The sequence below is a fragment of the Candidatus Zixiibacteriota bacterium genome (assembly GCA_035574315.1).
Classification (GTDB): domain Bacteria; phylum Desulfobacterota; class Binatia; order UBA9968; family UBA9968; genus DATLYW01.
In genome coordinates, this window is record DATLYW010000009.1 from 32,610 (window position 1) to 58,247 (window position 25,638).

General features: G+C 65.2%; 25 protein-coding genes. 13 read left to right on the top strand and 12 right to left on the bottom strand.

The features are described 5' to 3' along the window. Nucleotides 1-40: 40 nt before the first annotated feature. Genes rpe through priA form a run of 5 tightly spaced genes read right to left on the bottom strand, consistent with a single transcriptional unit; the run spans nucleotide 41 to nucleotide 5,839 of the window. A complete protein-coding gene (rpe, locus tag VNN77_01830; GenBank protein ID HXG50131.1) occupies nucleotides 41-706 on the bottom strand; it encodes a ribulose-phosphate 3-epimerase in 666 nt (221 codons plus the stop codon). Between the two features lies 1 nt (nucleotide 707). After that, nucleotides 708-2,075 carry a 16S rRNA (cytosine(967)-C(5))-methyltransferase RsmB gene (gene rsmB, locus VNN77_01835; GenBank protein HXG50132.1) on the bottom strand — a complete coding sequence of 456 codons (1,368 nt, stop codon included), beginning with the start codon at nucleotides 2,073-2,075 and terminating at the stop codon, nucleotides 708-710. Further along, nucleotides 2,062-2,997 carry a methionyl-tRNA formyltransferase gene (gene fmt, locus VNN77_01840; GenBank protein ID HXG50133.1) on the bottom strand — a complete coding sequence of 312 codons (936 nt, stop codon included), beginning with the start codon at nucleotides 2,995-2,997 and terminating at the stop codon, nucleotides 2,062-2,064. Before fmt ends, rsmB begins: the two co-directional genes overlap by 14 nt. A 46-nt stretch (nucleotides 2,998-3,043) precedes the next feature. Then, nucleotides 3,044-3,586 (bottom strand): peptide deformylase, encoded by a 543-nt coding sequence (def, locus tag VNN77_01845; protein HXG50134.1) that lies wholly within the window; start codon nucleotides 3,584-3,586, stop codon nucleotides 3,044-3,046. A 12-nt stretch (nucleotides 3,587-3,598) separates the two neighbouring features. Next, nucleotides 3,599-5,839 carry a primosomal protein N' gene (priA, locus tag VNN77_01850; protein ID HXG50135.1) on the bottom strand — a complete coding sequence of 747 codons (2,241 nt, stop codon included), beginning with the start codon at nucleotides 5,837-5,839 and terminating at the stop codon, nucleotides 3,599-3,601. Nucleotides 5,840-6,350: 511 nt separating this feature from the next. Between priA and VNN77_01855 the strand changes: the two genes are divergently transcribed. The 10 genes from VNN77_01855 to aroQ all read left to right on the top strand — a co-directional run bounded on the left by VNN77_01855 (nucleotide 6,351) and on the right by aroQ (nucleotide 15,190). Beyond that, nucleotides 6,351-6,551 carry a helix-turn-helix transcriptional regulator gene (locus VNN77_01855; protein ID HXG50136.1) on the top strand — a complete coding sequence of 67 codons (201 nt, stop codon included), beginning with the start codon at nucleotides 6,351-6,353 and terminating at the stop codon, nucleotides 6,549-6,551. Next, nucleotides 6,551-7,648 carry a type IV pilus assembly protein PilM gene (gene pilM, locus VNN77_01860; protein ID HXG50137.1) on the top strand — a complete coding sequence of 366 codons (1,098 nt, stop codon included), beginning with the start codon at nucleotides 6,551-6,553 and terminating at the stop codon, nucleotides 7,646-7,648. The genes VNN77_01855 and pilM overlap by 1 nt, the downstream gene beginning before the upstream one ends. Next, the gene (locus VNN77_01865) at nucleotides 7,645-8,247 is read left to right on the top strand and encodes a PilN domain-containing protein (protein ID HXG50138.1); all 603 of its coding nucleotides are present in this window, start codon (nucleotides 7,645-7,647) and stop codon (nucleotides 8,245-8,247) included. Before pilM ends, VNN77_01865 begins: the two co-directional genes overlap by 4 nt. Further along, nucleotides 8,244-8,870, top strand: coding sequence for a type 4a pilus biogenesis protein PilO (pilO, locus tag VNN77_01870; GenBank protein HXG50139.1), 627 nt, complete (start codon nucleotides 8,244-8,246; stop codon nucleotides 8,868-8,870). The genes VNN77_01865 and pilO overlap by 4 nt, the downstream gene beginning before the upstream one ends. A gap of 6 nt (nucleotides 8,871-8,876) precedes the next feature. Continuing rightward, the gene (locus VNN77_01875) at nucleotides 8,877-9,497 is read left to right on the top strand and encodes a pilus assembly protein PilP (GenBank protein ID HXG50140.1); all 621 of its coding nucleotides are present in this window, start codon (nucleotides 8,877-8,879) and stop codon (nucleotides 9,495-9,497) included. Between the two features lie 13 nt (nucleotides 9,498-9,510). Continuing rightward, on the top strand, nucleotides 9,511-11,517 hold the full coding sequence (pilQ, locus tag VNN77_01880) for a type IV pilus secretin PilQ (GenBank protein ID HXG50141.1): 2,007 nt from the start codon (nucleotides 9,511-9,513) through the stop codon (nucleotides 11,515-11,517). A 197-nt stretch (nucleotides 11,518-11,714) separates the two neighbouring features. Then, nucleotides 11,715-12,911, top strand: coding sequence for a chorismate synthase (gene aroC / locus VNN77_01885; protein ID HXG50142.1), 1,197 nt, complete (start codon nucleotides 11,715-11,717; stop codon nucleotides 12,909-12,911). A 71-nt stretch (nucleotides 12,912-12,982) separates the two neighbouring features. Next, nucleotides 12,983-13,642, top strand: coding sequence for a shikimate kinase (locus VNN77_01890; GenBank protein HXG50143.1), 660 nt, complete (start codon nucleotides 12,983-12,985; stop codon nucleotides 13,640-13,642). Nucleotides 13,643-13,646: 4 nt separating this feature from the next. Beyond that, nucleotides 13,647-14,723: a 3-dehydroquinate synthase gene (gene aroB, locus VNN77_01895; protein ID HXG50144.1), complete on the top strand. Its 1,077-nt coding sequence runs from the start codon at nucleotides 13,647-13,649 to the stop codon at nucleotides 14,721-14,723. Next, on the top strand, nucleotides 14,720-15,190 hold the full coding sequence (aroQ, locus tag VNN77_01900; protein ID HXG50145.1) for a type II 3-dehydroquinate dehydratase: 471 nt from the start codon (nucleotides 14,720-14,722) through the stop codon (nucleotides 15,188-15,190). Before aroB ends, aroQ begins: the two co-directional genes overlap by 4 nt. On the opposite strand, the gene VNN77_01905 is transcribed toward aroQ, so the two are convergent. Then, nucleotides 15,187-15,906, bottom strand: coding sequence for a hypothetical protein (locus VNN77_01905; protein ID HXG50146.1), 720 nt, complete (start codon nucleotides 15,904-15,906; stop codon nucleotides 15,187-15,189). The two genes, aroQ and VNN77_01905, sit on opposite strands and share 4 nt — an antisense overlap. A gap of 134 nt (nucleotides 15,907-16,040) precedes the next feature. Here VNN77_01905 and VNN77_01910 point away from each other — a divergent pair, with 134 nt between their 5' ends. Next, complete coding sequence (locus tag VNN77_01910) at nucleotides 16,041-17,309, top strand: VWA domain-containing protein (protein HXG50147.1); 1,269 nt, start codon at nucleotides 16,041-16,043, stop codon at nucleotides 17,307-17,309. 10 nt (nucleotides 17,310-17,319) lie between these two features. On the opposite strand, the gene VNN77_01915 is transcribed toward VNN77_01910, so the two are convergent. From VNN77_01915 to VNN77_01935, 5 genes are all read right to left on the bottom strand, one after another. Continuing rightward, entirely contained in the window at nucleotides 17,320-17,742 is a 423-nt protein-coding gene (locus VNN77_01915) for a biopolymer transporter ExbD (protein HXG50148.1), read from the bottom strand. A gap of 11 nt (nucleotides 17,743-17,753) precedes the next feature. After that, nucleotides 17,754-18,374, bottom strand: a complete 621-nt coding sequence (locus VNN77_01920) for a MotA/TolQ/ExbB proton channel family protein (protein ID HXG50149.1) — start codon at nucleotides 18,372-18,374, stop codon at nucleotides 17,754-17,756. A 75-nt stretch (nucleotides 18,375-18,449) separates the two neighbouring features. Beyond that, on the bottom strand, nucleotides 18,450-19,442 hold the full coding sequence (locus tag VNN77_01925) for a TonB family protein (GenBank protein ID HXG50150.1): 993 nt from the start codon (nucleotides 19,440-19,442) through the stop codon (nucleotides 18,450-18,452). A 3-nt stretch (nucleotides 19,443-19,445) separates the two neighbouring features. Further along, on the bottom strand, nucleotides 19,446-20,603 hold the full coding sequence (locus VNN77_01930) for a hypothetical protein (GenBank protein HXG50151.1): 1,158 nt from the start codon (nucleotides 20,601-20,603) through the stop codon (nucleotides 19,446-19,448). A 49-nt stretch (nucleotides 20,604-20,652) separates the two neighbouring features. Then, on the bottom strand, nucleotides 20,653-21,804 hold the full coding sequence (locus tag VNN77_01935; protein ID HXG50152.1) for a hypothetical protein: 1,152 nt from the start codon (nucleotides 21,802-21,804) through the stop codon (nucleotides 20,653-20,655). 250 nt (nucleotides 21,805-22,054) lie between these two features. On the opposite strand from VNN77_01935, the gene VNN77_01940 reads away from it, so the two are divergent. After that, entirely contained in the window at nucleotides 22,055-23,797 is a 1,743-nt protein-coding gene (locus tag VNN77_01940) for a glycosyltransferase family 39 protein (protein ID HXG50153.1), read from the top strand. 37 nt (nucleotides 23,798-23,834) lie between these two features. Continuing rightward, on the top strand, nucleotides 23,835-24,659 hold the full coding sequence (locus VNN77_01945) for an undecaprenyl-diphosphate phosphatase (GenBank protein ID HXG50154.1): 825 nt from the start codon (nucleotides 23,835-23,837) through the stop codon (nucleotides 24,657-24,659). Between the two features lie 212 nt (nucleotides 24,660-24,871). Here the strand turns inward: VNN77_01945 and VNN77_01950 are convergent, their stop codons facing one another. After that, nucleotides 24,872-25,600 (bottom strand): VTT domain-containing protein, encoded by a 729-nt coding sequence (locus VNN77_01950; GenBank protein HXG50155.1) that lies wholly within the window; start codon nucleotides 25,598-25,600, stop codon nucleotides 24,872-24,874. Nucleotides 25,601-25,638 lie beyond the last annotated feature (38 nt).

Sequence of the window (25,638 nt, forward strand, 5' to 3'; positions counted from 1 at the left end):
GCCCGGCGCCGGGAGGCGACAGGCTGCGCCCGGGCCGGGCTCAGAGATCGGCGACCGCGGCGCGCATGCGGCGGATGGTGGCGGCGTAATCGGGTGTCTTGAAGATCCCGGAGCCCGAGACCACGACCTCGGCTCCGGCACGGACGACCCGCTCGATGTTATCGGCCTTGACTCCGCCGTCGACCTCGATCAGGACCGGAAGCTTGCGCCGGTCCACGGCCCGACGCGCCTCTTCGAGCTTCGGTAAAACGTCGGCGATGAATTCCTGGCCGCCGAAGCCGGGAAAAACAGTCATGATGAGGATCATGTCGACATCGGGAAAATAGCGCTCCACCGCGGCAAGCGGGACGTCGGGATTGACCGCCACCGAAGCCTTCGCGCCCAGCTCGCGAATCCGGCGGAGGGTTGCGTTCGGATCGGCGCACGTGTCCGGATGGATCGAGACCCAGTCGGCCCCCGCCTTGATGAACTCCGGGGCGTACTTGTCGGGATCCGTGATCATGAGATGTACGTCCAGCGGGATGCGGGTGACCTTGCGCACGCACTCGACCACGACCGGGCCGATGGTGAGGTTGGGAACGAAATGGCCGTCCATCACGTCGACGTGAAGCCAGTCGGCACCGGCCGCTTCCACCGCCTCGATCTCCTCTTTGAGGCGGCTGAAGTCGGCCGACAGAATCGAGGGGGCGATCTTGATCGTTCTCATGTCACCGAGCCTTTCTCATGCGTGCGGCGAAGAATCCGTCGGTATCGTGGCGGTGCGGCAGGGCGAGAAAATAAGGGCCGCGCACCAGCGCCCGCGCCTTTTCCGGAAGATAACCTGCGGCCTCTTCCAACACAAACTCCGGATGCTGGCGCAAAAAGCCCTCGACCACGTCCTCGTTCTCGGGCCGGGCAAGCGTGCAGGTCGAATAGACGAGCACGCCTCCGGTGCGGAGATAACCAGCGCTGCATTTCAAGATTTTTCTCTGCGTGCGGCTCAGGCGCGCGATGTCCGCCGGCGCACGGTTCCATTTGATCTCCGGGTGGGACCGCAGCGTTCCGAGGCCGCTGCACGGGGCGTCGACCAGGATGCGGTCGTAGGGCTCGCGCTCCGCTTCGGGGAGACCGGCGGTCATATCGCAGCAAACGGTCCGGATCGAGGTAAGACGGAGTCGGCGGGCGTTGCGGCGGACGCGCTCGAGCCCGGCGGCGGAGAGGTCGGCGGCGACAACCGTTCCTCGGTCTTCGATCAGCTCGGCGATGTGCGTCGTCTTGCCCCCGGGAGCGGCGCAGGCGTCGAGGATGCGCTCGCCGGGGCGGGGATCGAGAAGAAAGCCGATGAGCTGCGACGCCTCTCCCTGCACGAAGAAAAGCCCCTCGTCGAAACCGGGCAGTTGATCGGGCGGTCTTCGGGAAAGAACCACGACCCCCTGGGTGGACCAGAGGGATGGTCTCGCCTCGACCCCGGATTCAGCCAGGAGCGAGAGCAGGTCGTCGACTGTGGTCTTCAGGCGCTGCGCTCGAAGCGCCAGCGGGGCGGCGCGGTTGTCGGCCTCGAGGAGCGGCACGAGCTCTTCGGGCGCGAAATAATCCTGCCAGAGCTCGACGAGCCACAGGGGGTGGGACCAGTAGCTCGCGAACTCCGAAAGCGTTTCCCGCGACAGCTCGGGCGGGGGCTTGCGCCGCCCTTCACGGAGCACGCCGCGCAGGACCGCGTTCACGAAGCCTCCGCTTTTTACTCCCCCCCGGGTCTTTGCCAGCGCGACCGCTTCGTTCACGGCGGCGTAGTCGGGAACGCGGTCGAGAAAGAACAGCTGGTAGAGGGTGAGCCGCAGCAGGTTTCTTACGAACGGCGAGGTGCGCGCGAGATCGCGCTTGAGATGCCCGCGCAAGAGCCAGTCCAGCCTGCCGCGCCAGCGAAGCGTGCCGTAGGTGAGCTCGCTGAGAAGCGCGCGGTCCCGCGCGGGAAGCGTTCCGCTTTCAAGCGCACGGTCGAGCAAGCGGTCGGCAAACGCCTTTCGGGTATCGACCGCAACGAGGATGCGGGTTGCGATCTCGCGGACGTTTGCGGTCCGGCTGTCAGAGGCGTTCACCCGGCCGGATCCTCGCTCCCTTGACGAACTCGGTGCCGGGCAGGCGCTTCCTGTTTTCGAGCTGAACCTCCTCGAGCGCAAGAAGCCCGTCGCCGGTCGCCACCCAAAAGCCGCCCGCGTCCGCGCGCACGACCTCTCCGGGGGCGGCTGACGGGCCGGTGAGGACCCGGGCGCGATGAATCTTCATCAGCTTGCCGCGCAGGTGGGTGTAGGCGGAGGGCCACGGAGTGAAAGCGCGCACGCGACGCTCGATCGCCACGGCGGGCTGGCGCCAGTCGATGAGACCGTCCTCCTTCTTGATCATCGGCGCCAGCGTTGCCTGCGCTTCGTCTTGCGGTTGACCCTCGAGCCTGCCTTCCTTGAGGCCGCGGATGGTTTCGAGGAGGAGCCTCGCGCCGATCGGCGCGAGCTTGGCGGCGAGCGAGGAGGTCGTCTCGTCCGGCGCCAGCTCCAGCCCCTCCTGGAGATAGATCGGCCCGGCGTCCATCTTTTCGACCAGGCGTATCGTGGTCACTCCGCCTTCCCTCTCGCCGTTGAGGATCGTCCAGGCGATCGGGGCGGCGCCGCGGTATTTGGGCAGAAGCGAGTAATGGACGTTGATACAGCCGGCGGGAGGCAGCTCGAGAATCGAGCGCGGGAGAATGCGACCATAGGCCACCACGGCCACGACGCGGGGATTCCATTTTTTGAGCGTCTCGAGGACCTCCGGCGCGCGGATCTTTTCCGGAGCGATCACGGGAATGCCGCGGCTTTCGGCGAGCTTTCGAACGGGAGACGGGGTGCTTTTTTGTCCTCGCCCGGCGGGACGGTCGGGCTGGGTTACCACCCCGACCACGGGATCGGGCCCCTCCAACAGCCGCTCCAGAGTGAGAGCAGCCGGTTCCGGTGTCCCCATGAAGACGATGGGCCAGAAGTCGGGCATCGCGGCCGATGGAGCCAGGGCGTCGGCGAAAGCGGTCGGTTTCCGCTCAGATCATGACGCGCGGCGCTTCCGCCGCCGGCGCGGCGCCCGTCCTGAGCGCCTTTTTTCGGCGACGGGTGTAGAGATCCCGTTTCAGCCAGCTGATCCGGTCGATGAAAAGCTTTCCGTCCAGGTGGTCGATCTCGTGCTGCAGGGCGACGGCCAGCAATCCTTCGCCCTCGATTTTCACTTCCTTTTCCAGGTCGTTCAGGGCGGTTACCTCGACCCGGGCGGCGCGGCGCACCTCGGCGGTGAAGTCGACCACGCTGAGACACCCCTCTTCCCAGACGAGCTCTCCCTCGGCGCGGGTGATCTGGGGGTTGACGAGCTTGAGAACGTTTTTGCCGGGGTTCTCGTGATCGATATCGAGGACGATGACACGCTGGAGCACGCCCACCTGATTGGCGGCAAGGCCCACTCCGGGCGCCGCGTACATCGTCTCGAGCATGTCCTCGATCAGGCGGACGGTCTCGGCGGTGACGTTCCGTACGGGCTTGGCGACCTGCTTGAGTCGAGGATCGGGATATTTGAGGATTTCGAGCAGCGCCATCGCTAGAAAAATTCATAACATATTGTACGGATCGACATCAATGTGAAGGCGCACGGAACGCGAGGAGCCGAGGACCTGGGGCGCCAGTCCGGCCAGCTCGAGCACCGAGGATGGCTGCTTCCCCTTCAACAGGAGCTGCCAGCGATAGCGGCCTCGCAGCCTGCCGATCGGGGCCGGAGCCGGGCCGAGAATCTCGATCTGCCCGCGCAGCCCGGGCCTGCGGCGCCGGAAATCATCCAGCTGCCGGCGCAGCTCCCTCGCCTTCGCCTCGACGGCATCCGCTCTCGGACCGTCGAGCCGGAGCTGCACCAGCCGGCAAAAAGGCGGGTAGTTGAGCTCCCGACGAAACTCGAGCTCGGCGTCGAAGAAGCCCTTGTAGTCGTGCCCGACCAGGTGCTCGATCGCGTAATGGTCGGGGGCGTAGGTCTGCACGATCACAGTCCCGGGGTCATCTCCTCGGCCGGCACGGCCGGCCACCTGGCTGAGGAGCTGAAAGGTCCTCTCGGCGGCGCGAAAGTCGGGCAGATTGAGCGATAGATCGGCGAGGAGCGCCGCGACGAGCGTCACCCCCGTCACGTCATGCCCCTTGGTGATCATCTGGGTGCCGATCAGGATATCGATCTCCCCCGATTCCCAGCTCCTGATCAACCGCTCGTGGGATCCTCGCCGGCCGGTGGTGTCGCGGTCCATGCGCTCGACGCGCGCCTCGGGAAACAGGCGGCGGAGCCACTGTTCCACCTGCTCGGTGCCCGCGCCGATCCCCGCCAGCGTGGGCCAGCCGCAGCCGGGACAGGTATCCGGCGCCGGCAGGCGAAAATCGCAGTGATGGCAATGCGCGGTGTTTTTTTGCTGGTGATAGGTCAGCGTCACGCTGCAATGGGCGCAACGCAGGACGTAACCGCAGCTCCGACACTGGAGAAAGTTGGCGTAGCCGCGGCGGTTGAGAAAGACAAGGCTCTGCTTCGACCTGCGGAGATTGCTCTCCAGCAGCCCGGCGAGCTGCGGCGAGATCAGCCGGTGCTCCGGGGGCGGGCCGGCCGGCTCGGACGCTCCTGCGCTCCTCAGGTCGGCGATCTGGATGCGTGGCAGCGGCCGCTCGCGGATCCGCTTCGTGAGCTCGAGGAGGCGAAAGCGCTTTTGCCTGCAGTTTTCGTAGGTCTCGATCGCGGGGGTGGCCGATCCCAGGACCACCGGGCAGCCGGAAATCTTCCCGCGAACCACGGCGACGTCGCGGGCGTTGTAGCACAGTCCTTCTTCCTGTTTGTACGACGGATCGTGCTCCTCGTCGACGACGATCAGGCCGAGGCGCGGCACCGGAGCGAAAATCGCGGACCGCGCGCCGACCACGACATCCACCTCCCCGCGCGCGATCCGCCACCAGTGATTCCAGCGCTCGGCCGCCGTGAGGGCGCTGTGGAGAACGCCCACCCGTTCGGGGAAGCGCGCCACGAGCCGGTCGAGGAGCTGCGGCGCAAGCGAGATCTCGGGCACCAGGATGACGCTCTGGCGGCCCTGCTCGCGGACGCGTTCCATCGCGCGGAGGTAGATTTCGGTCTTGCCGCTGCCCGTCACTCCGTGAACGAGAAAGGTCTCGAATCCGCCGCCGAGCAGGCGGCGGTCGATCGCCTCGAACGCCTTTTGCTGCTCGGCGTTGAGCGTCAAGCGGCGCCCGGCGCCCGGCGCCCCGGAGAGGTGCGGCGGCTCCTTCTGCCTTCGCCGCGATCCGGGAACGGTCTCGCGGATTTCGATCGCCCCGCAAGCCTGGAGCCGGGCCAGGGCCTGGCTCAGGTCTCGGCGCCGCAACTCGTCGCGCAACCGCTTGAGCTCGAGCCTTCCACTGTTTCGTTGAAGCAGCTCGAAAATCCGCCTCTCCGTCCCGGAGGCCGCATCGGCAGCGCTCAGGGCGACCACCGTTCTGCGGGCTTCGGCGCGCATCGCCGGAGGCAGCATGGCGCCGATCACCTGGCCGAGCGGCGCCAGGTAGTACTGGGCGATCCATTGGGCCAGCTGCAGCAGGGAGGGATCGAGCACCGGGCGGTTGTCCTGGAGACCCGAGACCTCCTTGACCTCGCGCACGGTCGACTCATGGAGCAACTCGAGCACGATTCCGGTAACTTTCCTCTTCCCGAGCGGGACGAGAACGCGCATGCCCGGGACGAGCGCGCTCTCGAGCCCGGCAGGCACCCGATAGGTCAACGCCTCCTTGATCGGCGAGGGAACGACGATGCGCGCAAACTCCGCGCGGGGATTCATCAAAGTCCCACCAATGAGCTCTCTGAGGGGTAGAACATCGACTGAAAGAGGGTTGAGACCGAACAATAGCAGTTTCCGGTTCCCGGTTTCCAGTCAGTTTCCGGTCTCATATCGAACTTTTGGACGACCGAACCGCGGCGAAGCGAGGTCGCAAGGTCCCGGCCCGAGCACCCGTGGCACGACGTTGCATGCTTCCCGATCTACTTGAAAGACGGCCGCCCGAAAGCAGGTCCGTGCGGCGGCCGGGAATGTTCAAAAACAGTCGTGAACAGATGAAATTGTTCGCCCGCGTTCGGGTTTCCGGCGCTTCGGCGCGGGATCCTGCACAAGGACCGGAACAAACTCAACGGGTTACCGCCGCCGTGCCGACATGGCAGAGAGTTTGCTGCGTCAAGAACTGCCGACCTATAATTATGCTTAATTAAGCATAATTTATTTGACTCCGAATGTTCTGTTGCGCTAGATAAGTGGCGTCTCCTCCAACAGACGTCCCGATGCCGAGGGGCCGGTTATGGATCAACCGAACAGAGTGAAGAAGCTCCGTGAGTCCATGATGCTGAGCAAAGCCGAGCTGGCGCGACTGGCGGGAATCTCGCCCCTCACCCTGGACCGGGTGGAGAAAGGAAAGGCGTGCCGCATGTCGACGAAGCGAAAAATCCTCAGCGCCTTGGGCGTCAAGCCGACGCAAAAGCAGCGGGTTTTCAAGCATTAATGGAACTGTTGAAGAAGCTCCAGCTCGGGTTCCTGGGATCTTTGCGCCGCGCCGACGGCTTCGTCGCGCTCGACATCGGTTCCACCTCGATCAAGATGGTCGAGACCGCAGTGGAGAAGAACGGCTATCGCTTGCTCAAGATCGGGCTCCTGCCGCTTCCGGTCGCCGCCGTCCAGAACAACCTGGTGGTCGAGACGAAGGCGGTGAGCGAGGGCATTCGGCGGCTCATCCAGGCGCACGGCGTCAAATCGACCAAAGTGATCTCCGCCGTTCCGGGGCGGGCGGTCATCATGAAAAAGATCCAGATGCCGATGCAGGAGGAAAGCGAGCTCGAGGCCAACATCGAGTTCGAGGCCAACAACGTCATTCCCGAAAGGGTCGAAAATCTCAATCTCGACTTCCAGGTCCTCAACGTGCTGGAGGGCGGCACGAAGATGGACGTTCTCCTGGTGGGGGTGAAAAAAGAGATCGTCAACAGCTACTCGGAAGCGATCCTGGAAGCCGGCCTCGAGCCGGCGGTCATGGACGTCGACTACTTCGCCATGGAGAACATGTACGAGGCGAACTACGCGGCGGAGTCCGTGACGGGACTTCTGGGGCTGATCAACATCGGCGCCCGCTATACCAGCATCACGCTGCTGCAAAACGGCCTGTCGACCTTCACGGGCGACCTTTCGATCGGCGGCGAAGATTTTACCGACGCGATCCGCAGGTCGCTCGGAATCGCTCCCGAGGCCGCCGAAAGGCTGAAGATCACGGGCATGCTGGACGGCAAAAAGGGGCCGGCGCTGGACGGGATCCTGAGCCCGATCTCGGAGAACCTTGCCGAGGAGATCAGGCGGACGGTGACTCTCTACGGCACGGTCGGCGCCGAAGAGTCCGAAGGGCTGAAAGTCGTTTATTTGAGCGGGGGCAGCGCGCGAATCCCGGGGCTGCGCGAGATCATGGAGCAGAACGTAGGCGTGCCCGTGCGGCTGGCCGAGCCGTTTCGCGCTTTTTCCATGGGCCGGGAGGTCGACCGCGACCTGCTGGCCGAATCCGCCCCTCTGTTTGCGGTGGCGGCAGGGCTCTCGATCCGGCGGCCGGGGGATAAATGATTCGAATCAACCTGCTTCCGGTCCGTGAGATCAAAGCGGAGGTCACCCGAAAGCGCGACCTCGCCATCGCAGGGATCACGCTCGGCGTCACGGCGCTCGTTCTCGCGGGGATTTATCTCTATCAGGGGCGCCGGGTCGCCACAATGCAAGGCGAGCTCGAAGCGTTGCGCCGGGAGATCCAGGCGCTCAATCTCAAGGTCAAGGAGGTCGGCGAGCTCCAGGTCAAGATCAAGGAGTTTCAGGCCAAACACCAGGTCATCGAAGACTTGAACAGGCAAAAGGTCGGGCCCGTGCGGGTGATGGAGAGTCTTTCGGCGGCCGTTCCGCCCACGCTGTGGCTGACGGAGTTCAAGGAGACGGGCGGCAAGGTGACGATCAACGGCCTTGCGGTTGACAATCAGAGCGTCGCGGATTTCATGCGCAACCTCTCGAAGCTTCCGTATTTCTCGGACGTGGAGCTGGTGGAAACCCTGGCGGCGGACGCGAAGACCGGCCCGTACAAGAAGTTTGCCATCAGCGCAAAGGTTTCTTACCGAGCGCGGCCGCCGGAGCGCGCTGAAACCAAGAGCGTGCCCGCGGTCAAGGACGGCAAGCCGTGAATGCGTTTCTCGAACAGATTCTCGACCGGCCGCCGAGCCAGAAACTGATCATTCTCGCGGTCCTGGCGCTTCTCTTGATCGCGGCCTTCTACTCCCTCGCGTATGCGCCGAAGGCCGCCGAGATCGCCAGCCTCGCGCAGGAGCTCGAGGCCGCGCGCTCCGACAAGGCGGTGAAGCAGCAGCGCGCCGCGAATCTCCCCAGGCTGCGCAAGGAGCTCCGCGATCTCGACATGAGATTGAAGGAGATCGTCGCTCAGCTTCCCGACAAGCGCGAAATCCCGGATCTGCTGACCAACATCTCCACCAAAGCGCAGGAGGCCGGCCTGGACATCCTGCTCTTTCGGCCCCGTCCGGAAAATCCGAAGGATTTCTACGCGGAAGTGCCGGTCGACATCAACGTCAAGGGAACCTTTCAAAGCGTGGTAGCGTTCTTCGACGAGGTCGGACACATGCACCGGCTGGTCAACATCGACAATATCGGCTTCAAGAATCCCACGGTGGCGGGCGACCGGGTGGTGCTGGAGACGGCGAGCGTCGCGACCGCGTTCCGGTTCCTCGACGAGGCGGAGCGGAAGCGGATCGCGGAGGAAAAAGCCAAGGCCGCGAAGGAACAGAAGAAGTAACCGACGATGAAGCTGCGCATCGTTCTGCTCGCCGCGCTGGCGCTCGCCGCGCGCCCCGGGGGGACTTCCGGACAGGAAAAGATCGAGACGCCTTCGCAGAAGACGCGGGAGGCGATCGAGAAGTTCTCCAAGACGCCCGCCACCATCGGCAAGAGCCTGGAAACGCTCACCGAGGCCGCCAGGGCGAAGCTCAAGGAAATGCTGGGCGATCAGCGCGCCGAAAAGGCGAAACCGCAGCCGAGCGATTTCACCCTCCCGCCGAAGAAAGCCGTGGAAAGTCCCGCGCCGCAGCCTTCCCTCGCCGGGAAGAGGGATCCGTTTCGGCCGTTCAACATGACGGTAAAGGCCGCCGGCCGCGGCCCTCGGGAAGCCCTCTCCCCGCTCGAACGTTTCGAGCTGGGCCAGCTGCGGGTGGTGGGGATCGTCTGGGACCTGAAGGAGCCGCGTGCGATGATCGAGGACAGCGGCGGGCTCGGCTACGTCGTCAAGGTGGGCACACCGATCGGCAACAATGACGGCAAGGTCAAGGAGATCCGGCGCACCGAGATCGTCGTCGAGGAGAATTACACGGACCTCTACGGCAACCTCAGGAAACGAGAGGTGCCGATGAAGCTGGCGGTGGAGTAAAGCGGAGAAAAAGATGACCAAGGCAACCACGGATATCCGTCCCGGTGCGGCATCGCCGGGGTCGGCGGCTCGGCCCTGGATCGCCGCCCGGGTTTTGCTTGCGGGCCTTCTCACGGTCCACGTAGCTGGCTGCTCGCTCGGAACCGACCGGGCGGCGCCGAAGGCTCCGGAGGCTGCAGCGGCCCGGGTACCCCAAGCCGCGGCGAAACCGGCGCCTGTCAAGGCGCCGGTGATTCAGGATCTCATGGTGCGCGAGGAGAACGGCCAGACGATCCTGTCCGTTCGGCTGCCCCAACCCGTGCAGCAGTATCGCCATTTCCCCCTGCCGCAGCCTGCCCGCATCGTCCTGGACGTGCTGGGCGAAGCGAAAGGACCGGCGCAGGCCGAAAGCTTCCGCGTCGACACCAACTGGGTCTCCACCCTGAGGATCAGCTCCGCGGGCGAGCGTCCCAGGCTGGTCGTCGACATCGCCGCCGCGACCGTTCCGCCCTACACGATCGTGCCCGAGAACGGCGGCGTGAAAATCACCGTCGGGGCGCCCGACCCGGCCGCCACTGCCAAGAGGAACATCGTCCTCGTGCGTAACGGCCAGCGTGCCGACATTCTCGCCGCAGACACTCCGGGACGGCGGGCCGGCGAGACCAAAGCGGCGGGCACCGCCAGAGAGGCGGGGGGCGCACCGGAAAAGAAATACACCGGCCAGAAAATCTCTCTCGAGTTCAAGGACGCGGACATCAAGAACGTTTTTCGGTTGCTCGCGGAAGTGAGCGGGCAGAACATCATCGTGACCGACGACGTCAACAAGAAGGTCACGATCCGGCTCACGGAGGTTCCGTGGGATCAGGCGCTGCAGCTGTTGATCGATACCAACGGCCTCGACAAGGAAGAGGTGGGCAACGTGATCCGCATCTCGACCGCGGAACGGCTCAAATCGGACCGCGACAAGCGAGCGGCCGCGAACAAAGCCCAGGAGGAACTGGAACCGCTCCAGACCGCCTACTTCAGCGTCAATTACGCGAAAGTCAAGGACCTCGAGCCCAAGGTGAAGCTGCTGATCAGCAAGCGGGGAACGATCACCAGCGACGAGCGCAGCAACACGATCGTGGTGAAGGACATCCAGTCGTCGATCGAGGACGTCCATACGATGCTGGCAAGGCTCGACACCCGCACTCCTCAGGTGCTCATCGAGTCGAATTTGATCGAGACCACGCCGTCGTTTTCCCGCGCGCTGGGCATGGAGCTAGACCTGGTGGCCGGCCGGATCGTCGCCAGCTCGCGCTTTCTCGCCGGCGCCCCGTTCGCCGGCAGCGCCAACACCACCGGACCTCCGTTCCCGGTGCCGAGCACGGGATTCCGCTTCGGCTACATCCCGCACAACGTCAACGCGTTCCTGAGCGCCGCCGAAAACGAAGGCAAGGTCAGGATCATCTCCCGGCCTTCCGTGGTCACGCTGAACAACGTGCCGTCGACGATCAAGAGCGAACGGATCCTGCGCATCGCGCTGCCGAGCTCCACGAACATCGCGAGCGGCACCGGCGCGGCCGCCGGGACCGCGGTCGCCACCGAGAAGATCCCGGTGGGGATCAACCTCACGGTGGTGCCGCAGGTTTCCAGCGACGGCTTCGTGCTGATGAACATCAAGGTGAAGTCCAGCTCGGTAGCCAGCTCGCCGACGGTGTCCGGCGGCACCGCCGGCGTGATCCCGTTCGACGAGCTCAACCGTGAAGCCGAGGCGAACGTCCTGGTGCGCGACGGCGAGACCATCGTGATCGGCGGGATCCTCAAGGACACCGACGCCAGCTCCGAAAGCGGCATTCCCTACCTGAAGGACATTCCGGTGCTGGGATGGCTGTTCAAGAACTGGCGGATCCAGAAGGACTTCGAAGAGCTCGTGGTCTTCATCACGCCGCGGATCGCCTCAGCCGGCTCGGAAAACCTGCCGACAGCCGAGGAGCTCTGGCGGGAGCAGATGAAAAAAACCGAGGGCGCCGCATCCAGCACGGAGCCAGCGACCCCCTGAGCCGCCCGAGCACGGGTCATGCCCGGCGTCGGGGAGCGCGCCGCCGGGTTTCCGTCGCCTGCTTCGGCAGGGGGACGATTTGCGCAGGTGAGCCCGTGGGTGGGGCGCCGGTTACTCCCTTGATTTGATGTCGCCCCCCCGGCGCCGAAGCGCGTCGCTCTGGTCTGTCGGGGAGATTTCCAGTAAAATAAATTTTTATGCTGCGCTATCTGACCGCGGGAGAATCCCACGGACCCTGCCTCACGGTGATGATCGACGGGGTGCCGGCGGGCTTCCCCATCGACGTCGCAAAGATCAACCACGATCTCTGGCGCCGCCAGCAGGGTTACGGCCGTGGCGGCCGCATGCTGATCGAAAAAGACGAGGTGCAGATTCGCTCCGGGATCCGCTGGGGTGAAACTTTGGGCTCCCCGGTCGCCCTGGGGATCGAGAACCGCGACTGGAAGAACTGGACCAGGAAAATGTCGCCGGCCCCCGAGGACCGCGACGAGACGATCGCGGTCACCAAGCCCCGGCCCGGCCACGCCGATCTCACCGGAATACTGAAATACGACCGCGCGGACATCCGGGATATCCTCGAGCGGGCCAGCGCGCGGGACACGGTGGCGCGGACGGCCGCGGGGTCGTTTTGCAAGCAGCTGCTCGGACCGTTCGGCATCCGCGTCATGGGCTACATCCGGTCGATCGGCGGCATCGCCGCCGAGACCGAAGGGCTTTCGTACGAGGAGATCCACGCCCGCGCCGAGGACTCGCCGGTGCGGGTCGCCGACAAGACGGCCGAAGCCCGCATCATCGAGCTGATCGACGAATGCAAGAAAAACGGAGACACGCTCGGGGGCATCTTCGAGGTGGTGGTGCTGGGGCTTCCCCCGGGCCTCGGCAGCCACGCCCAGTGGGACCGCAAGCTGGACGGGCGGCTCGCGCGCGCCGTCATGAGCATCCAGGCGATCAAGGGCGTGGAGATCGGGCTGGGGTTCGAGATGGCGCGGCGGCGCGGGTCGCAGGTGCACGACGAGATTTTCTTCGACCCGGCGAAGATGGTCAGCGAGGGCACCCCGCGCATCGTGCCCACCGGCTTTTACCGCGGAAGCAACAATTCCGGAGGAACCGAAGGCGGAATGAGCAACGGGGCGCCGCTGATCGTGAGGGCGGCGATGAAGCCGATCTCGACGCTCATGAGCCCCCTGCACTCCGTCGATCTGCGGACCAAGAAGCCCGCCGATGCTTCGGTGGAGCGCTCGGATGTCTGCGCGGCGCCCGCGGCGGCGGTGGTCGGCGAGTCGGTGGTAGCCTTCGAGCTGGCACGGGCCTTCCTGGAAAAGTTCGGGGGCGACTCTCTCCGCGAGATCCGGCGAAACTACGAGGGTTACCTGGAGCAGATCAAGAATTTTTAGCGGGACCGGCGGCTTTTCGCGCCGGGGCGAGAAGCGGCAGGGCCTGCCGCGCGAGAAATCGCCGGTCTCTTTTGCATCCCTCGAGTCTCGGGGACGGCCGGCGGGCGGAAGGGAGACACTCCTTCAACGGGCGTGAGTCGAGTTGCTTCTCCCGGCGAAACGGCGAGTATCAGCGCTCCCCGAGCCTGCGGGAGGAAAACGGAGGGCTCGGGCTGTCGGCTGAAAGAAACATCGCGCTGACGGGATTCATGGCCACGGGCAAGAGCGCCGTGGGCCGCAAGCTCGCCCGTCGGCTGCGGCGCCCCTTCGTTGATCTCGATCGTGTCATCGAGGAAAGCGAAGGGATGAGGGTGAGCGAGATCTTCGCGCGCAGGGGCGAGGCCTATTTCCGGGAGGCCGAACGCCGGGCTCTCGCCGAGGTGCTGAGCAGGGACGGCCAGGTGATCGCGACCGGCGGAGGGGCCGTCATGGATCCGGGGAATCTCGCGCTGCTCCGCGAGCGAAGCGTTCTGGTTTGCCTGACGGCGTCGCCCGAAGTTCTCTTGCGGCGTTTGGGAAAGGCCGAGGACCGGCCTCTGCTCTCCGGCCCCGACCGTGAGTCCCGCATGGCCGAACTGTTGAAGCAGCGGGAGGACGCGTATCGACGGGCCGAGCTGTGCGTCGATACGTCCGATCTGACGGTCGACGAGGTCGTGGCTGAGATCGTGCGATGCCTGGAAGGGAAGCGCTGAGGCGATGCAGACCCTGACGGTCAATCTCGGAGAACGCTCTTATCCCATCCACGTGGGCCGGGGTCTCCTGCCGCGCGTCGGGGAGTTCCTCGCGCAGGTCGGGCTTCGCGGCAAGGTCGCGGTGGTGACCAACCCGACGGTTGCCCAGCTTTATCTCGACGTCGTCGACGAAGGGCTGCGACGGGCCGGGTTCGAGGTCACGGCCGTGCTGATTCCGGACGGCGAGGAGCACAAGAACCTGAAGTCGCTTTCCACGGTCTATGATGCCCTGGTGCGCGGGCGATTCGAGCGCGGATCGTCGGTCCTGGCGCTGGGCGGCGGCGTGGTGGGCGATCTCGCGGGCTTTGCCGCGGCGAGCTACCTCAGGGGCGTGCCCTATGTCCAGGTGCCGACCACGCTGCTGGCTCAGGTCGATTCGAGCGTCGGCGGCAAGACCGGGATCAACCACGAGGAGGGGAAAAACCTGATCGGGGCCTTTTACCAGCCGCGCCTGGTCGTGATCGACGTCGACGTGCTTCAAACCCTGCCGCAGCGCGAGCTGATCTCGGGTCTGGCAGAGGTCGTGAAGTACGGCATCATCGCGGACCCGGCGTTGTTCGAACGGCTGGAGGACGGCATCGATCGGCTGCGGGCGCTGGATCGGTCGCTTCTCGCGGAGGTCGTCGCCGCCTCGTGCGCCATCAAAGCCCGCGTCGTCGAGAAGGACGAGCACGAGGAAGACCTCCGCGCAGTGCTGAATTTCGGCCACACTCTCGGCCACGCGCTGGAAGCGGCCACCGGCTATCGCCGTTTTCTGCACGGGGAGGCCGTGGGGATCGGAATGGCACAGGCGGCGGCGATCTCGGCGAAGCACGGCTTTTGCGACGCGGCGACGCGCGATCGGATTCGCCGGTTGATCGCGAGGGCCGGGCTGCCATGCGACGTTCCTGCCGATATCGCCAGGCACGATCTGATTCGCGGGATGGAGGTGGACAAAAAGTCCGCGGGCGGGCGCATTCGGTTCGTGATGTGCGCAGGGCTGGGCAAGACCGTCTTCCACCGCCTGCTCCCGGAAGAGGTCCTGGCGGCGCTGGAGGCATGATGCGGCGGGCAGCGGCGAAGAAGAAAAAGATCCTCGTTCTCAACGGCCCCAACCTGAATCTGCTGGGGAAGCGCGAGCCGCACGTTTACGGCAGGGTCACCCTGGATCAGATCAACCGCCAGATCCGCTCGCTGGCAAGGGAGCTCGGGATTGCGGTCGAGATCCGCCAGTCCAACAGCGAGGGCGAGCTGGTGAGCTGGATTCAGGAAGCGGCGGGCCGCTTCGACGCGATCGTGATCAATCCGGCGGCGTACACCCACTCGAGCGTGGCGCTGCGGGACGCGATCGGCGCCGCCGGCGTGCCGACCGTGGAGGTTCACATCTCGAACATCTACAAACGCGAAGAGTTCCGCCACCACTCCTATGTGGCGGGGGCCGCGGTGGGGCAGATCACCGGCTTCGGAGCGCAGAGCTATCTGCTCGGGCTGAGGGCTGCCGCGGGGCTCGTCTCGCAGACCGTCGGCTAATCCAGAAACAGCGAGCCGGTGTCGAAGTTCTTTTCCCTCATCTCGGCGATGAGGCGGTCTCGCTCGGCCTCGAGCTGGGCGATCTGGCCGCGCAAATCGCTCAGCTGCTTTTGCCCCTCCGAGTAAGGCGAGACGGGATCGAGCGTGAAAGGGGGACTTTGAGCCGCTCCGCCGGTCTCGAGGCCGCGCGAGCGGTGCTCTGCGTCGCGCAGGCGGGACAGAAGATCTTCCTGGTGTCCCCGGAAAGCTTCCTCGGTCGTGAAAAAAGAGGGTTCCGCGCCGACGTTTCCGCGGGTCACGGCCGCGTAGCGTTCCCGGAGCTCCTTCAGTCGGGCCGTAAGCTCCTTGACCCGCGCCTGATATTCCTTTTCCTCTTTTGCCCTTTGCTCCTCGGCAGTCGCCGGCGGGACGGCCGGCTTTTCGGCGGGTGGAGCGGCCCCGGGCACCGGCTCCGCCGGGGGCGCGGTCACGGGAGGTGCCGGGCGCGAAACGTCGAATGCGGCATCCGGGGCGGCCCCCTTGCGGATCGCTTCCACCTGGTCCCTGCCGATGGCGATTTCACCGCCGAGACCCGGGAAGCGGACCATGCCGCCTTCCTCGCGATAGCTTTGCACCACGATGCGCCGGCCGTTCTTCAGGAGGATCGTGTACTCGGCCCGCGTCGGCGCCGCGATCCCGCAGGCGAGCAGGAAGAGCGTCGTAAGGAGCGACTTCACGGCACGATTATAGCATGTTGAAGGCGCCGCCGTACACGGAGCGCGGGCGATCCCGGTCGGCGCCGCGCGCAGGCGCGGCCGATTTACAGACGGCGCGAATCGTGTTAGCGTTCCTTCCCTCGGAGCCGCTAGCCGTGAGCTCATCGTACGTCAAGCCCGGCAGGCTTTGGTTGGTTTGCCTCCTCGTCGCCGTCGCGTCCGGGCCCGCTCGCGCCGCGGAGCCCCGACTGCAGATCCTCTCGCCCAAAGACGGCGCGCGCGTCACTCACGAGCAGAACGCGGTCCTGGTCAGCGGCAAGGTGGCGGTCGAAGGCGTGCGCTCCGCCGCCGTCGACATCATGCTCGTCCTCGACGTCTCGGGCAGCACGGCGCAGTACGCCGGCGTCGATTTCGGCGAGTACAACCGGATGCCCGAAGGCGCCGGTTCCGGCACCGGGGCCCCGCAGATCACGATCTTCGGCGGTGCCTTCGGCTTCGGCAACCCCTCGCCCAGGAACCTGAGAAATTCCATTCTCGCAGCCGAGGTGGCGGCGGCGCGCCGCCTGCTGGCGCAGCTCAATCCCGAGACCACGCGCCTGGGCGTGGTGACGTTCGGCGAGGGGGCACAGCTTCGCCAGCCGCTCACGCACGATTTCGCCCAGGTCGAACGGGCGCTCGACGACGTCCTGCGCGCGGGACCTTACGGCGGAACGAACATGGTGGAGGGAATCCGGACCGGAATCAAGGAGCTGATCGGGCTCGGCGCCAGCGAGAAGCGCGCCGATGCGATCAAGGTGCAGTTTCTCCTGACCGACGGCTTTCCCACCCTGCCGATCGGCGGGGGCAAGCGGCCGACGCCCGAGGACACCGATCTCACGATCAACGCCGCCCGTCTCGCGGGCAAGGCAGGAATCAAAGTTCACGTCTTTGCTCTCGGGCAGGAGGCGCTCTCATATCCGCGGGCGGCAGTCGGGGCGGCCAGGGAAAGCGGCGGCACCTATACCCCGGTCTCGCGTCCGGCGGACGTGCTCGCCGTGGTCGAGAACATCTCGGTGGTCGGCGTGGATTACGTCCAGGTGGTGAACGAGACCCTCGGGCAGAAGGCGACGCTCATACGGCTCGCCGCAGACGGCTTCTTTTCCTCCTCGGTTCCCGTAAACCCCGGGGCCAACCGGATCCAGGTGATCGCGCGCGGCAACAACGGCTCGACCGCGCGCGAGAGCATCACGGTGCACTATCAGCCGGGAGGGCAGCGATCGCTCGACCTGGAGGTTTTTCTGGAAAAGGAGCGCTCGCTTCGGCTGGAAATCGAGAGGCTGGGGAAAGACGAGCGCCAGATCAAGCAGGAAGTCGAGCGCGATCGCCAGGAGGGGCTCAAGCGCTCGCCTCAGCTTCCGCCGGGGACCGAGGGGCCGACACGCTAGCCTCGCCCCGTCAGCGCCCGCGGAGCTCGGCTTCGGCGGCGATCGCGATCTCGGCGGCGCCCGCCTTCTTCGCCGTCGAGATCACCCTCACGGCCTCGCCCAGGAGCACGTCCTTGTCGCCGCGCAGGATCACGATCTTGTCGGGGCTGGCGCTGAGCGCGGCCCCCAGCTCCGCCTCCAGGTTCGCCGCGTCGATCTTCTTCTGATTGACGTAGATCTCTTTCTTCGGCGTCAGCGTAACGGTGGTTCCGCGCGGTTCCGACTGCGTGACCGCGGCTTTGGGGAGATTGACCTTGCCGCCGGACTCGATCATCGCCGAGCTGGTGATCATGAAAATGATCAGGAGCACGAGAAAGATATCGGTCAGAGGTGTGATGTTGATCTCGGAAAGGATTCCGGAGTCGTCCTCGTTGTTGAGCGGCGTCAGCGCCATGGTCGACCTCGTCAGGTCATGTTTTGCAGGATCTTGGATACCTGGATGCGGAACAGCCCGTTCAGGTTCGCGATCCGCGTCTGAAAGTAGTTGTAGAAGATGACCGCGACGATGGCGACGCCGAGACCCAGCGCCGTAGCGACCAGCGCCTCGGAGATGCCGGCCGCGACGACGCTGAAGCCGCCCGTTCCCGACACGGCCATATCCTCGAACGACTTGATGATCCCCACGACGGTGCCGAGCAGACCGATAAACGGCGCACTGCTGGAAACCGTTCCGAGCACCCAGAGGTGCTTCTTGAGGTTCTGCGTCTCCTCGAACATCGCCTCGGCCGCGAACGCGCTCGCCGACTCCTTGCCGTTTCGCTGCGCCCCCTGAATCATGCGCAGGAAGATCCGGCCCGCCGGCGAGTGGGCGTTCTGTTTGCACATGGCGGCGGCGAGGTCCTGCTCGCCCTTCCTGATCGGATCCAGAATAGACTCCGCGATCCGTACGGTCATCGAACCCATGTTGCGCAGGAACCAGAGCCGCTCCAACACGACGGCCACGCTGACCACGGACAAAAGGATCAGAGGGTAGGTGGCGATCGCTCCGCGATGAATGATCTCGATGAGATCCAATCCATGTTGCATGACGGGTCCTTACTCAAACGGCTGAAGATTACTCGAAAACAGAATTAAATCAACAAAGCGGCGGGCGGAAGAAAACTACCCCCTCAGGCGAATCGCGACGGTGAACCGTATGATGAGCGGCTCTCCGGCGAGCTCTTTCAGGCTTTCGGGAATCGGCGGAAACGGAGAAGCTTTCCGCATCGCCTCCAGCGCGCTCGCGTTGAGCCTGGGGTCGCTGGAGTCCAGAACCTCGGCCTGCGCGAGCTTGCCGGCGCGATCGAGTGTGAAGCGCACCGTCACCTTCTGGACTCCGGTTACCCCGTCCGGATACCGCCACATCGAGTTGACGCGCCTTTCGACCTGTTTGAGGTACTGGTTGTAGTCGGCCGACGCGGCCCCGCCGAGGCCGGTGCGGCTCCCCCCGCCGGTCCCTGTTCCCGTGCCGGAGCCGGCGATGCCGACGCCCGATCGGCTTCCTCCGGGAACGCCGTAGGACCCGGCTCCGCTTCCCATCCCCTTGAGCGCTCCCGGTATTCGTGCGCCTTCTCTCAACGCGCGAATGTCGGTTCCGGGCCCGTATCGCGTCGTGTCGCTCTTCAGGCCGGCTTCGACGGCGGGTGTGCTCCCAGGGGCGGCGCGGGTAGGAAGCTGCACGAGCGACTCGGGCGCGGTTTCCCGCACGGCGAGGGGCTCCGAGCGGGCCGGCCCGGCCAGCGTTTTGGGAGCGGCGAGCACGGGGGCCTGCGGCTCGGCGGTTGGGCCGGTAACGGGTGCCGGAGCTTCGGTCTGGCCGCGTGCAAGGCTGCCGCTGCTCGGTCGCGGGGCGACCGGCTGACCGAGTTTGGGCGGACTCTTTGGGCCTCCGGGGCCGCGCCCGGGCCCGATGCTCTTGTCCGGTGAGCCGGCGCGCGGCACCTCCAGGAGCTGAATCGGGACGAGGGAGGGCACGGTTCTCTCGGGAAACGTCCGTATGTTGACGGCGAGGTAGAACAACAGCAGGTGGATGGCGATCGAAGGCCACAAAAACGGACTGCGCAGGAGAGCGGACAGGCCCAGATCTTCCCAGTGGTCGATCGTCTCCCCGTTCATGAATCAGCCGCCCGGTGTGTTGATCTTCTGGATGTGAACCGCGGACGGGAGCTGCTCCTGTCTGGAGAGGACCTCCAAGCCCACCGCGTTCACGTCGCGGCGCACGAGGCGGCCGGCTTCGTAGTAGGACCAGAGATCGGCCGCGCCGTCCCCGTCGAGGTCCTTCTCTTCCTTCGCCACCTTTTTTCCGTCGCTTCCCGGCTCGTAAAAGATCCAGAGGTCCATCCTGCCGCTATGACGCGTGTCCTTCTCGACCCGCACCAGCTCACCGTCCTGGTAAATGGCGCGGTAGCTCGCCGTCCCGAGGCCGTTTTCATCGCGCTCCTCGCGGACGATTTTTTCACGCTCGTAATAAAAGACGGTGTCGGGCCTGCCTTCGCCGCGCGTGTCGACCTCGCGCCGCACGAGATGCCCGTCCCTGAAGTAGCTCCACGAATCGACCCTGCCGTCGCCTTTCGCGGACTCCTCCTGACGGACGACCTCACCCGGCCTGGCGGGGTTGTAGTAAATCCAGAGGTCGGGAACGCCGTCCCCGTTGACGTCCTTCACCTCGACGTTTTTGAAGGGAAGCGGAGCCGGTTTTGGCGTATTCAGTGACGCGACCGTCACTTGCTCCGCCGCAGCGGAGCGTGGCCCGGGCGCGGTTCCCGCCGCACCGCTCGCGGAAGGCCGGGCCGCCTGGGATGCCCCGGCCGAATCGCCCGAGGGCTTCGACGTGGTCGCGGACGCCACCTGCCCCTCCAGCTCGCGCTGCCGCTCCAGCTCCTGCTCGATCGCCGCTTCGAGCTGGCGGTCTTTTTGCTGCTCGGAATAGATCTGCGCGTTAAGCTGCCCGTAGTAGGAATCGGCCGTAAAAAGGCCCATCAAAAGGCCGAGCACCAGACCGCCGCCGGCGCCGTAGGGGCCGGCGATCGAGCCGCCCATCGCGACTCCTTCCATTGCCTTGTTCCAGGCATGCTGCCAGCGCTGCGATCCGGTGACTTGTGGCGGTGGCGGTGCAGGTTGGGCGGCGGCGTTGGGCTGGGAGTACTGGCCGGGGCCGGGCGGATATTGCAGGGGAGCGGGGTCGCAGGCTGCGCACGCCAGCGCCAGGAGCCAGGGGGACAATTTCAGCCAGCGGTTCATGCCGAAAAACCGGAAAAGGATCTTACTGTATTTCAAGAGGCCGCGCCATCCCCGCGCCGGTTCGCGGGAAGGCCGCACCTTCCGCTCACGCCCCTGTGGCTGCCTCCGATGATCCGGTCGAGTCGAACTCGGCGGCGGCCCACGGCGGGGGGGTGTCGGCGACTTTTTCCTGGGCCACGACCTTTCCGGCCGCGAACCGGTAGCGCGCCGTGACCTTGCCGGAGAAGCTCTGGTCCTCGAGCTGCTCGACACGCTCGCCGTTTTCGTAGCGCACCCAGACGTCCGCCTTGCGGTCACCGTTGGTGTCGGCTTCCTGGCGAACGATCCGGTCGTTCTCGTAATGGATTCTCAGATCGAAGAAGCCGTCGCCGTCGGTGTCCCGCTCCTCGCGCCGCAACTCGCCGTTCTCGTAGTAGTAGGCGGTGTCCCAGCTGCCTTTGCCCGCGGCGTCGCGCAATCTTTTTTTCAGTTTTCCCTGTTCGAAGATCTCAATGAGGTCCATCCGGCCGCGTCCGGCGGTATCCTCTTCGCGCCGCACCACTGCCTCGCCCTGAAAATAGATCACGCGGCTCACCTTGCCGTCACCGCGAAGGTCTTCTTCCTGGCGGACGAGATTCCCGTCCTTGTAATAGCCCCAGAGGTCGATTCGTCCGGAGTTCTTTCGATCCAGCTCTTTTCGGACCAGCGTCCCGTTTTCGAAATACGAGCGGCTGTCGATGCGGCCGTCTCGGTCGGTGTCCTCGTCGATCCGGCTGACCTTCCCTTCCCGGTAGTGCACCACGCGGAAGAGCCGGCCATCCTCGGCGCTTTCCTCGCTTCGAAGCGGCCGCCCGTTCTGATACGACAGCCAGAGCGTCGGCTTTCCGATGCCGCCCGGGTCCTGTCCTTTGCGTACGACATCCCCGTTGTCGTCGAAGAAGAGCCACTCGTCGATTCGGCCGTCGTGCCGGCTCGACGATTCCTGTCGTTTGGGGAGACCGTTCTCGTAATAGACGAAGAGGTCGGCCTTCTCGTCGGCGTTAAGGTCGGCCTCGACGCGCTCGACCTGCCCCTGGGCGTCGTAATAAATCCAACGATCCATCTTTCCGTCGCGATTGGTGTCCCTGGCCTGGCGCGTGACGTTGCCCCGGGCATCGTAGAAAAAGCTGGCCACGGGCTGGCCGTAGGCGGATTGGATGCACGCGGTGAGCCAGAAGCAGGCGAAAAGCAGGCCGGCTGCCGTCACGTGGCGTTTCATCGCTCGGATATCAGAGCCGGCCGGCGGCTCGGGATCGGCAGCGCAGGCTCGAGGAAGGGGGCTGCAGCGCGCGTGCTCGAAGGAGCCTGCGGATCGCTCCGGCACCGGCAGTTCCGATCATGGCAGCCTCCGTTGTTTTTTTATGCCCGGGTCTTTCGCTTGTCAATCTCGCGCAGCCGGGCACCGGCGCGGCTTGCAATCGGGCCGGGAAACGGTCAACGTGGTAAGCTAAACTCGAAACCGAGGCGCCGTGAACCACGCAACCGTAGCGATCGAAACGTATCCTGGCGATGCCCCGCGGCTAGCCGCCGACCGGCGTCTCTTCGCTCTGCTCTGGCTCTTCGCGCTCGCTCTCTTGTTCTATCGCCTCGGGGGCCCCGGGCTGTTCGAGCCCGACGAAGGGCGCAACGCCGAAAAGGCGCGAGAGATTCTGGTGCTGAAGGACTGGGTGATCCCGCACGAAAACTTCGTTCCGGTTCTCGACAAGCCGGTCTTTTTTTACTGGTTGATCGCCGCGGCGTACGGCTGGTTCGGAGTCTCGGAGTGGGTTTCCCGGCTCCCCTCCGCCGCCGCCGCGGCGGGGTGCCTCGCGCTCGTCTACCGCTTTGCATGTAAGCAGTGGGGTTTCGCCGCCGCGGTATGGAGCGTCACCGTGCTGGCGACCAGCCTGGAGTTCTTTATTCTGGCGCGCGTCGTGATCTTCGACATGACGCTGACTTTCTTCGTGACGGCCGCGCTGTTTTGCTTCTACGAAGCCCTGCACGGCCCCGCGGCGCCGCGGCGCCTTTCCCTGCTCTCCATGTACGCCTGTCTCGGCGCGGGAACGCTGGTCAAAGGCCCGATCGCGGTGCTGATTCCCGCGATGGTCGGCGTTTCCTACTTGCTCGCGACGAAGCAATGGGCGAAGCTCGGCTCGCTGCGTCTGCCGCTCGGCGCCGCGATCGTGCTCGCCATCGCGCTGCCGTGGTATCTCGCCGCGGAATTCCGAAGCCCCGGCTATCTCAGGTATTTTTTCTGGGAAGAGAACGTAGCACGCTTTCTCACCCCTGAATTCGACCGCAGCCGGCCGTGGTATTTTTTCGTCGGCGTTCTCGCCGTCGGGTTTTCGCCCTGGGTTTTCTGGCTGCCACTCGCCGGGCCGAGCCTGCGCAGACAGCCGCGGGACGACGCCGGGCTCTTCTTGCTCTCCTGGGCCGGGGCGCCGTTCGTCTTCTTTTCGCTCTCGAGCGCGAAGCTGCCGCATTACATTCTGCCGATTTTTCCCGCGCTCGCGCTGCTCACGGGAAAGGCGGCAGCCGAGGCCGCGCGGGAAGGCCGGGAGCGGCGGTGGATTTTTCACCTGCCCTGGATCTTTCAAGCGGTCACCGTCGCCTATCTTATCGCGGGCTGGTTTGTCCCCGAAATCCTGCCCGTTTATTTTCGCCACGGCATGGATCGGCTGATCTGCTGGTTCGCAGGCTGGGCGGCAGCGCTGGCGGCCCTTTACTTCCTTTTTCTCAGGTCAACGGGGCTCCCGGCGGCGAAGCGCCCCCTGCGGGTCTGGGGCTGTTATGCAGCGAGCGCGGGGCTCTGTCTGATCGTGGGCGTCCAGATCATGGCCGTGGTCTCGACGACCCGCTCCGCAAAGCCCGTGGCGGCGGAGGCCGCGAGGTGGCTCGAAAGCGGGAGACAGCCGGTCCTGTACGACACCTACCTCGCCGGGCTGTCCTATTACCTCAGGCGGGAGCGGCCGGTGTGGATCGTGACGCACGAACGCAAGACGAGGACGATCCTGGGGAACTTCTACGCCCTCGAAGAGCGGGCGCGGCCCACGACCCGGTACGGTGACGCTCTGCTCGACTTCGACGAGTTCAAGAAGATCTGGGAGGAGTCGGCCCGGCCGCTGCTGGTGATCGTCAAGGAGAAGAACCTGCAAAGAATGCGGCAGCAGCTCGGGCCGGGGGGGGAGGTCCGGGGGCGGGTGGACGAATACGTGTTGCTCACACGCCGCTGATCCGGCGGAGAAGCGCGCGAGCGGACAAACGACACCGATGGGGAATCTGGAAACTGCGATCGTTCTCGGCATCGTCGAGGGAGTCACCGAGTATCTTCCGGTCTCTTCGACCGGCCACCTCATCATCGTGGGCCATCTGCTGGGCTTCGTCGGCGACAAGGCGTCGCGCTTCGAGGTCGCGATCCAGTCGGGAGCGATTCTCGCGGTGGTTCTCCTGTACTGGAAGCGTTTTGTCGGCCTGTTGCCGTTCAGCCACGGCGCCGCCGGCGGTGCCGTTTCGGCGCTCTCCGGCTGGGGAGGGCTCTGGAGGATCGCGCTCGCCACCTTTCCAACGCTGCTCGTGGGCTTTCTCGGGCGCCATTGGATTCAGGAAAATCTCTTCACCCCCCGGGTCGTGACCTCGGCGCTCGTCGCAGGGGGCGTAGCGATCCTGATCGTGGAACGTTGCGCGGGAAAAAAGGCCGCGGGATCCCTCGATGCGCTCACTTCGGCGCAGGCACTGGGAATCGGCCTCTTCCAGGTCCTGGCCCTGTGGCCGGGAACCTCGCGCGCCGCAGCGACGATCCTCGGGGGCATGCTCCTGGGGCTCAATCGCAAGGGGGCCGCCGAGTTTTCGTTCCTGATCGCCGTACCCGTTCTGACGGCCGCGACCGGCTATCAGCTCTTGCGCATGCACGATGATGCCTCGGCAGGCGAGCTGATGCAGTTCGCCGTCGGTTTTCTCGTCTCCTTTCTGAGCGCGGCGCTCGCCGTGAAGACGTTCGTGAGCTTTCTCAGCCGCTGGAGCCTGGTTCCCTTCGCGTGGTACCGGCTGCTGGTCGCGCCGGTCTTTCACTGGCTCACGCGTGGGGCGAGTCTCTGAGATCTCCGCCCGCCCATCCGATTTCCGCTTCGAAGAATCGCTGCCCGGAGACCGAAAACCCCAGCCCGCAACGAAAGTCGTTGAACCCGGTTTCCGCAGTTGCGTCGACGGCGGACGATCCTCCACAGCGAGGACGATGGTGGCTGGCAAGCCCGCAGGCGTGCAGACATCGTATCCGGCGGCCGGAGCGCGGCGGCGCGCTGGCGGGGTCGTCAGCGGTCGTGGCGGTGTTTTATCCAGCGATAGATCTGCGCGCGATAGAGGTAGGCAAACAGCAAGAGGGCCGCGGCCGAGACGGCGAAAATCCCGGCGAGGAGATACTCCTGGTTGCGAAGGCTCGCGCCCTGAACCGTGAGCATGTAGGTTCCCGGCAGCCGGCCCACGGTGGAGACGATGAGAAAAGTGCTGAGCTTCATGCGGCTGAGGCCGAGCAGATAGCACAGATAGTCCTTGGGAAAGCCCGGAAGAAGGAAGAGCAGGAAGCAGATGGCCGCCCCGGTGTTGGTGGTGAGAAAATCGAACTTGTGGAGCACCTCCTGCGTGACGAAGCGCTCGACGAAAGGACGCCCGAGAATATTGGCCAGCTCGAAAGCCACCCAGGAGCCCAGCGTCAATCCGACCGTGGAGAGAAGCAGCCCGATGGTTTTGCCGTACAGGTACCCCCCCACGGCCCCCGTAAGCTCGCCGGGAAACGGCGCCGCGATCACCTGGAGCGCCTGGAAGATCACGAAGACCGCCGGCGAATAGGGGCCGAGCGACTCCAGGAACTTTCCGAGCTTGTCCTTGCTGGAGTAGATGCCCTCGAAGTCGTCCCATTCGTCGACCGAAGGGGCGAGCGCGGTAAAGGGCCGGGGAATGTAGTGGCTGAACAGAAAAAGCAGCGCGACGAGAAGAACGAAAATGAGCGCTCTTATGACGAGCCGTCGTCGACGATCGGTCATCGGGGCTTTATAGCAACAAAACGAATCAAAAACGAGCG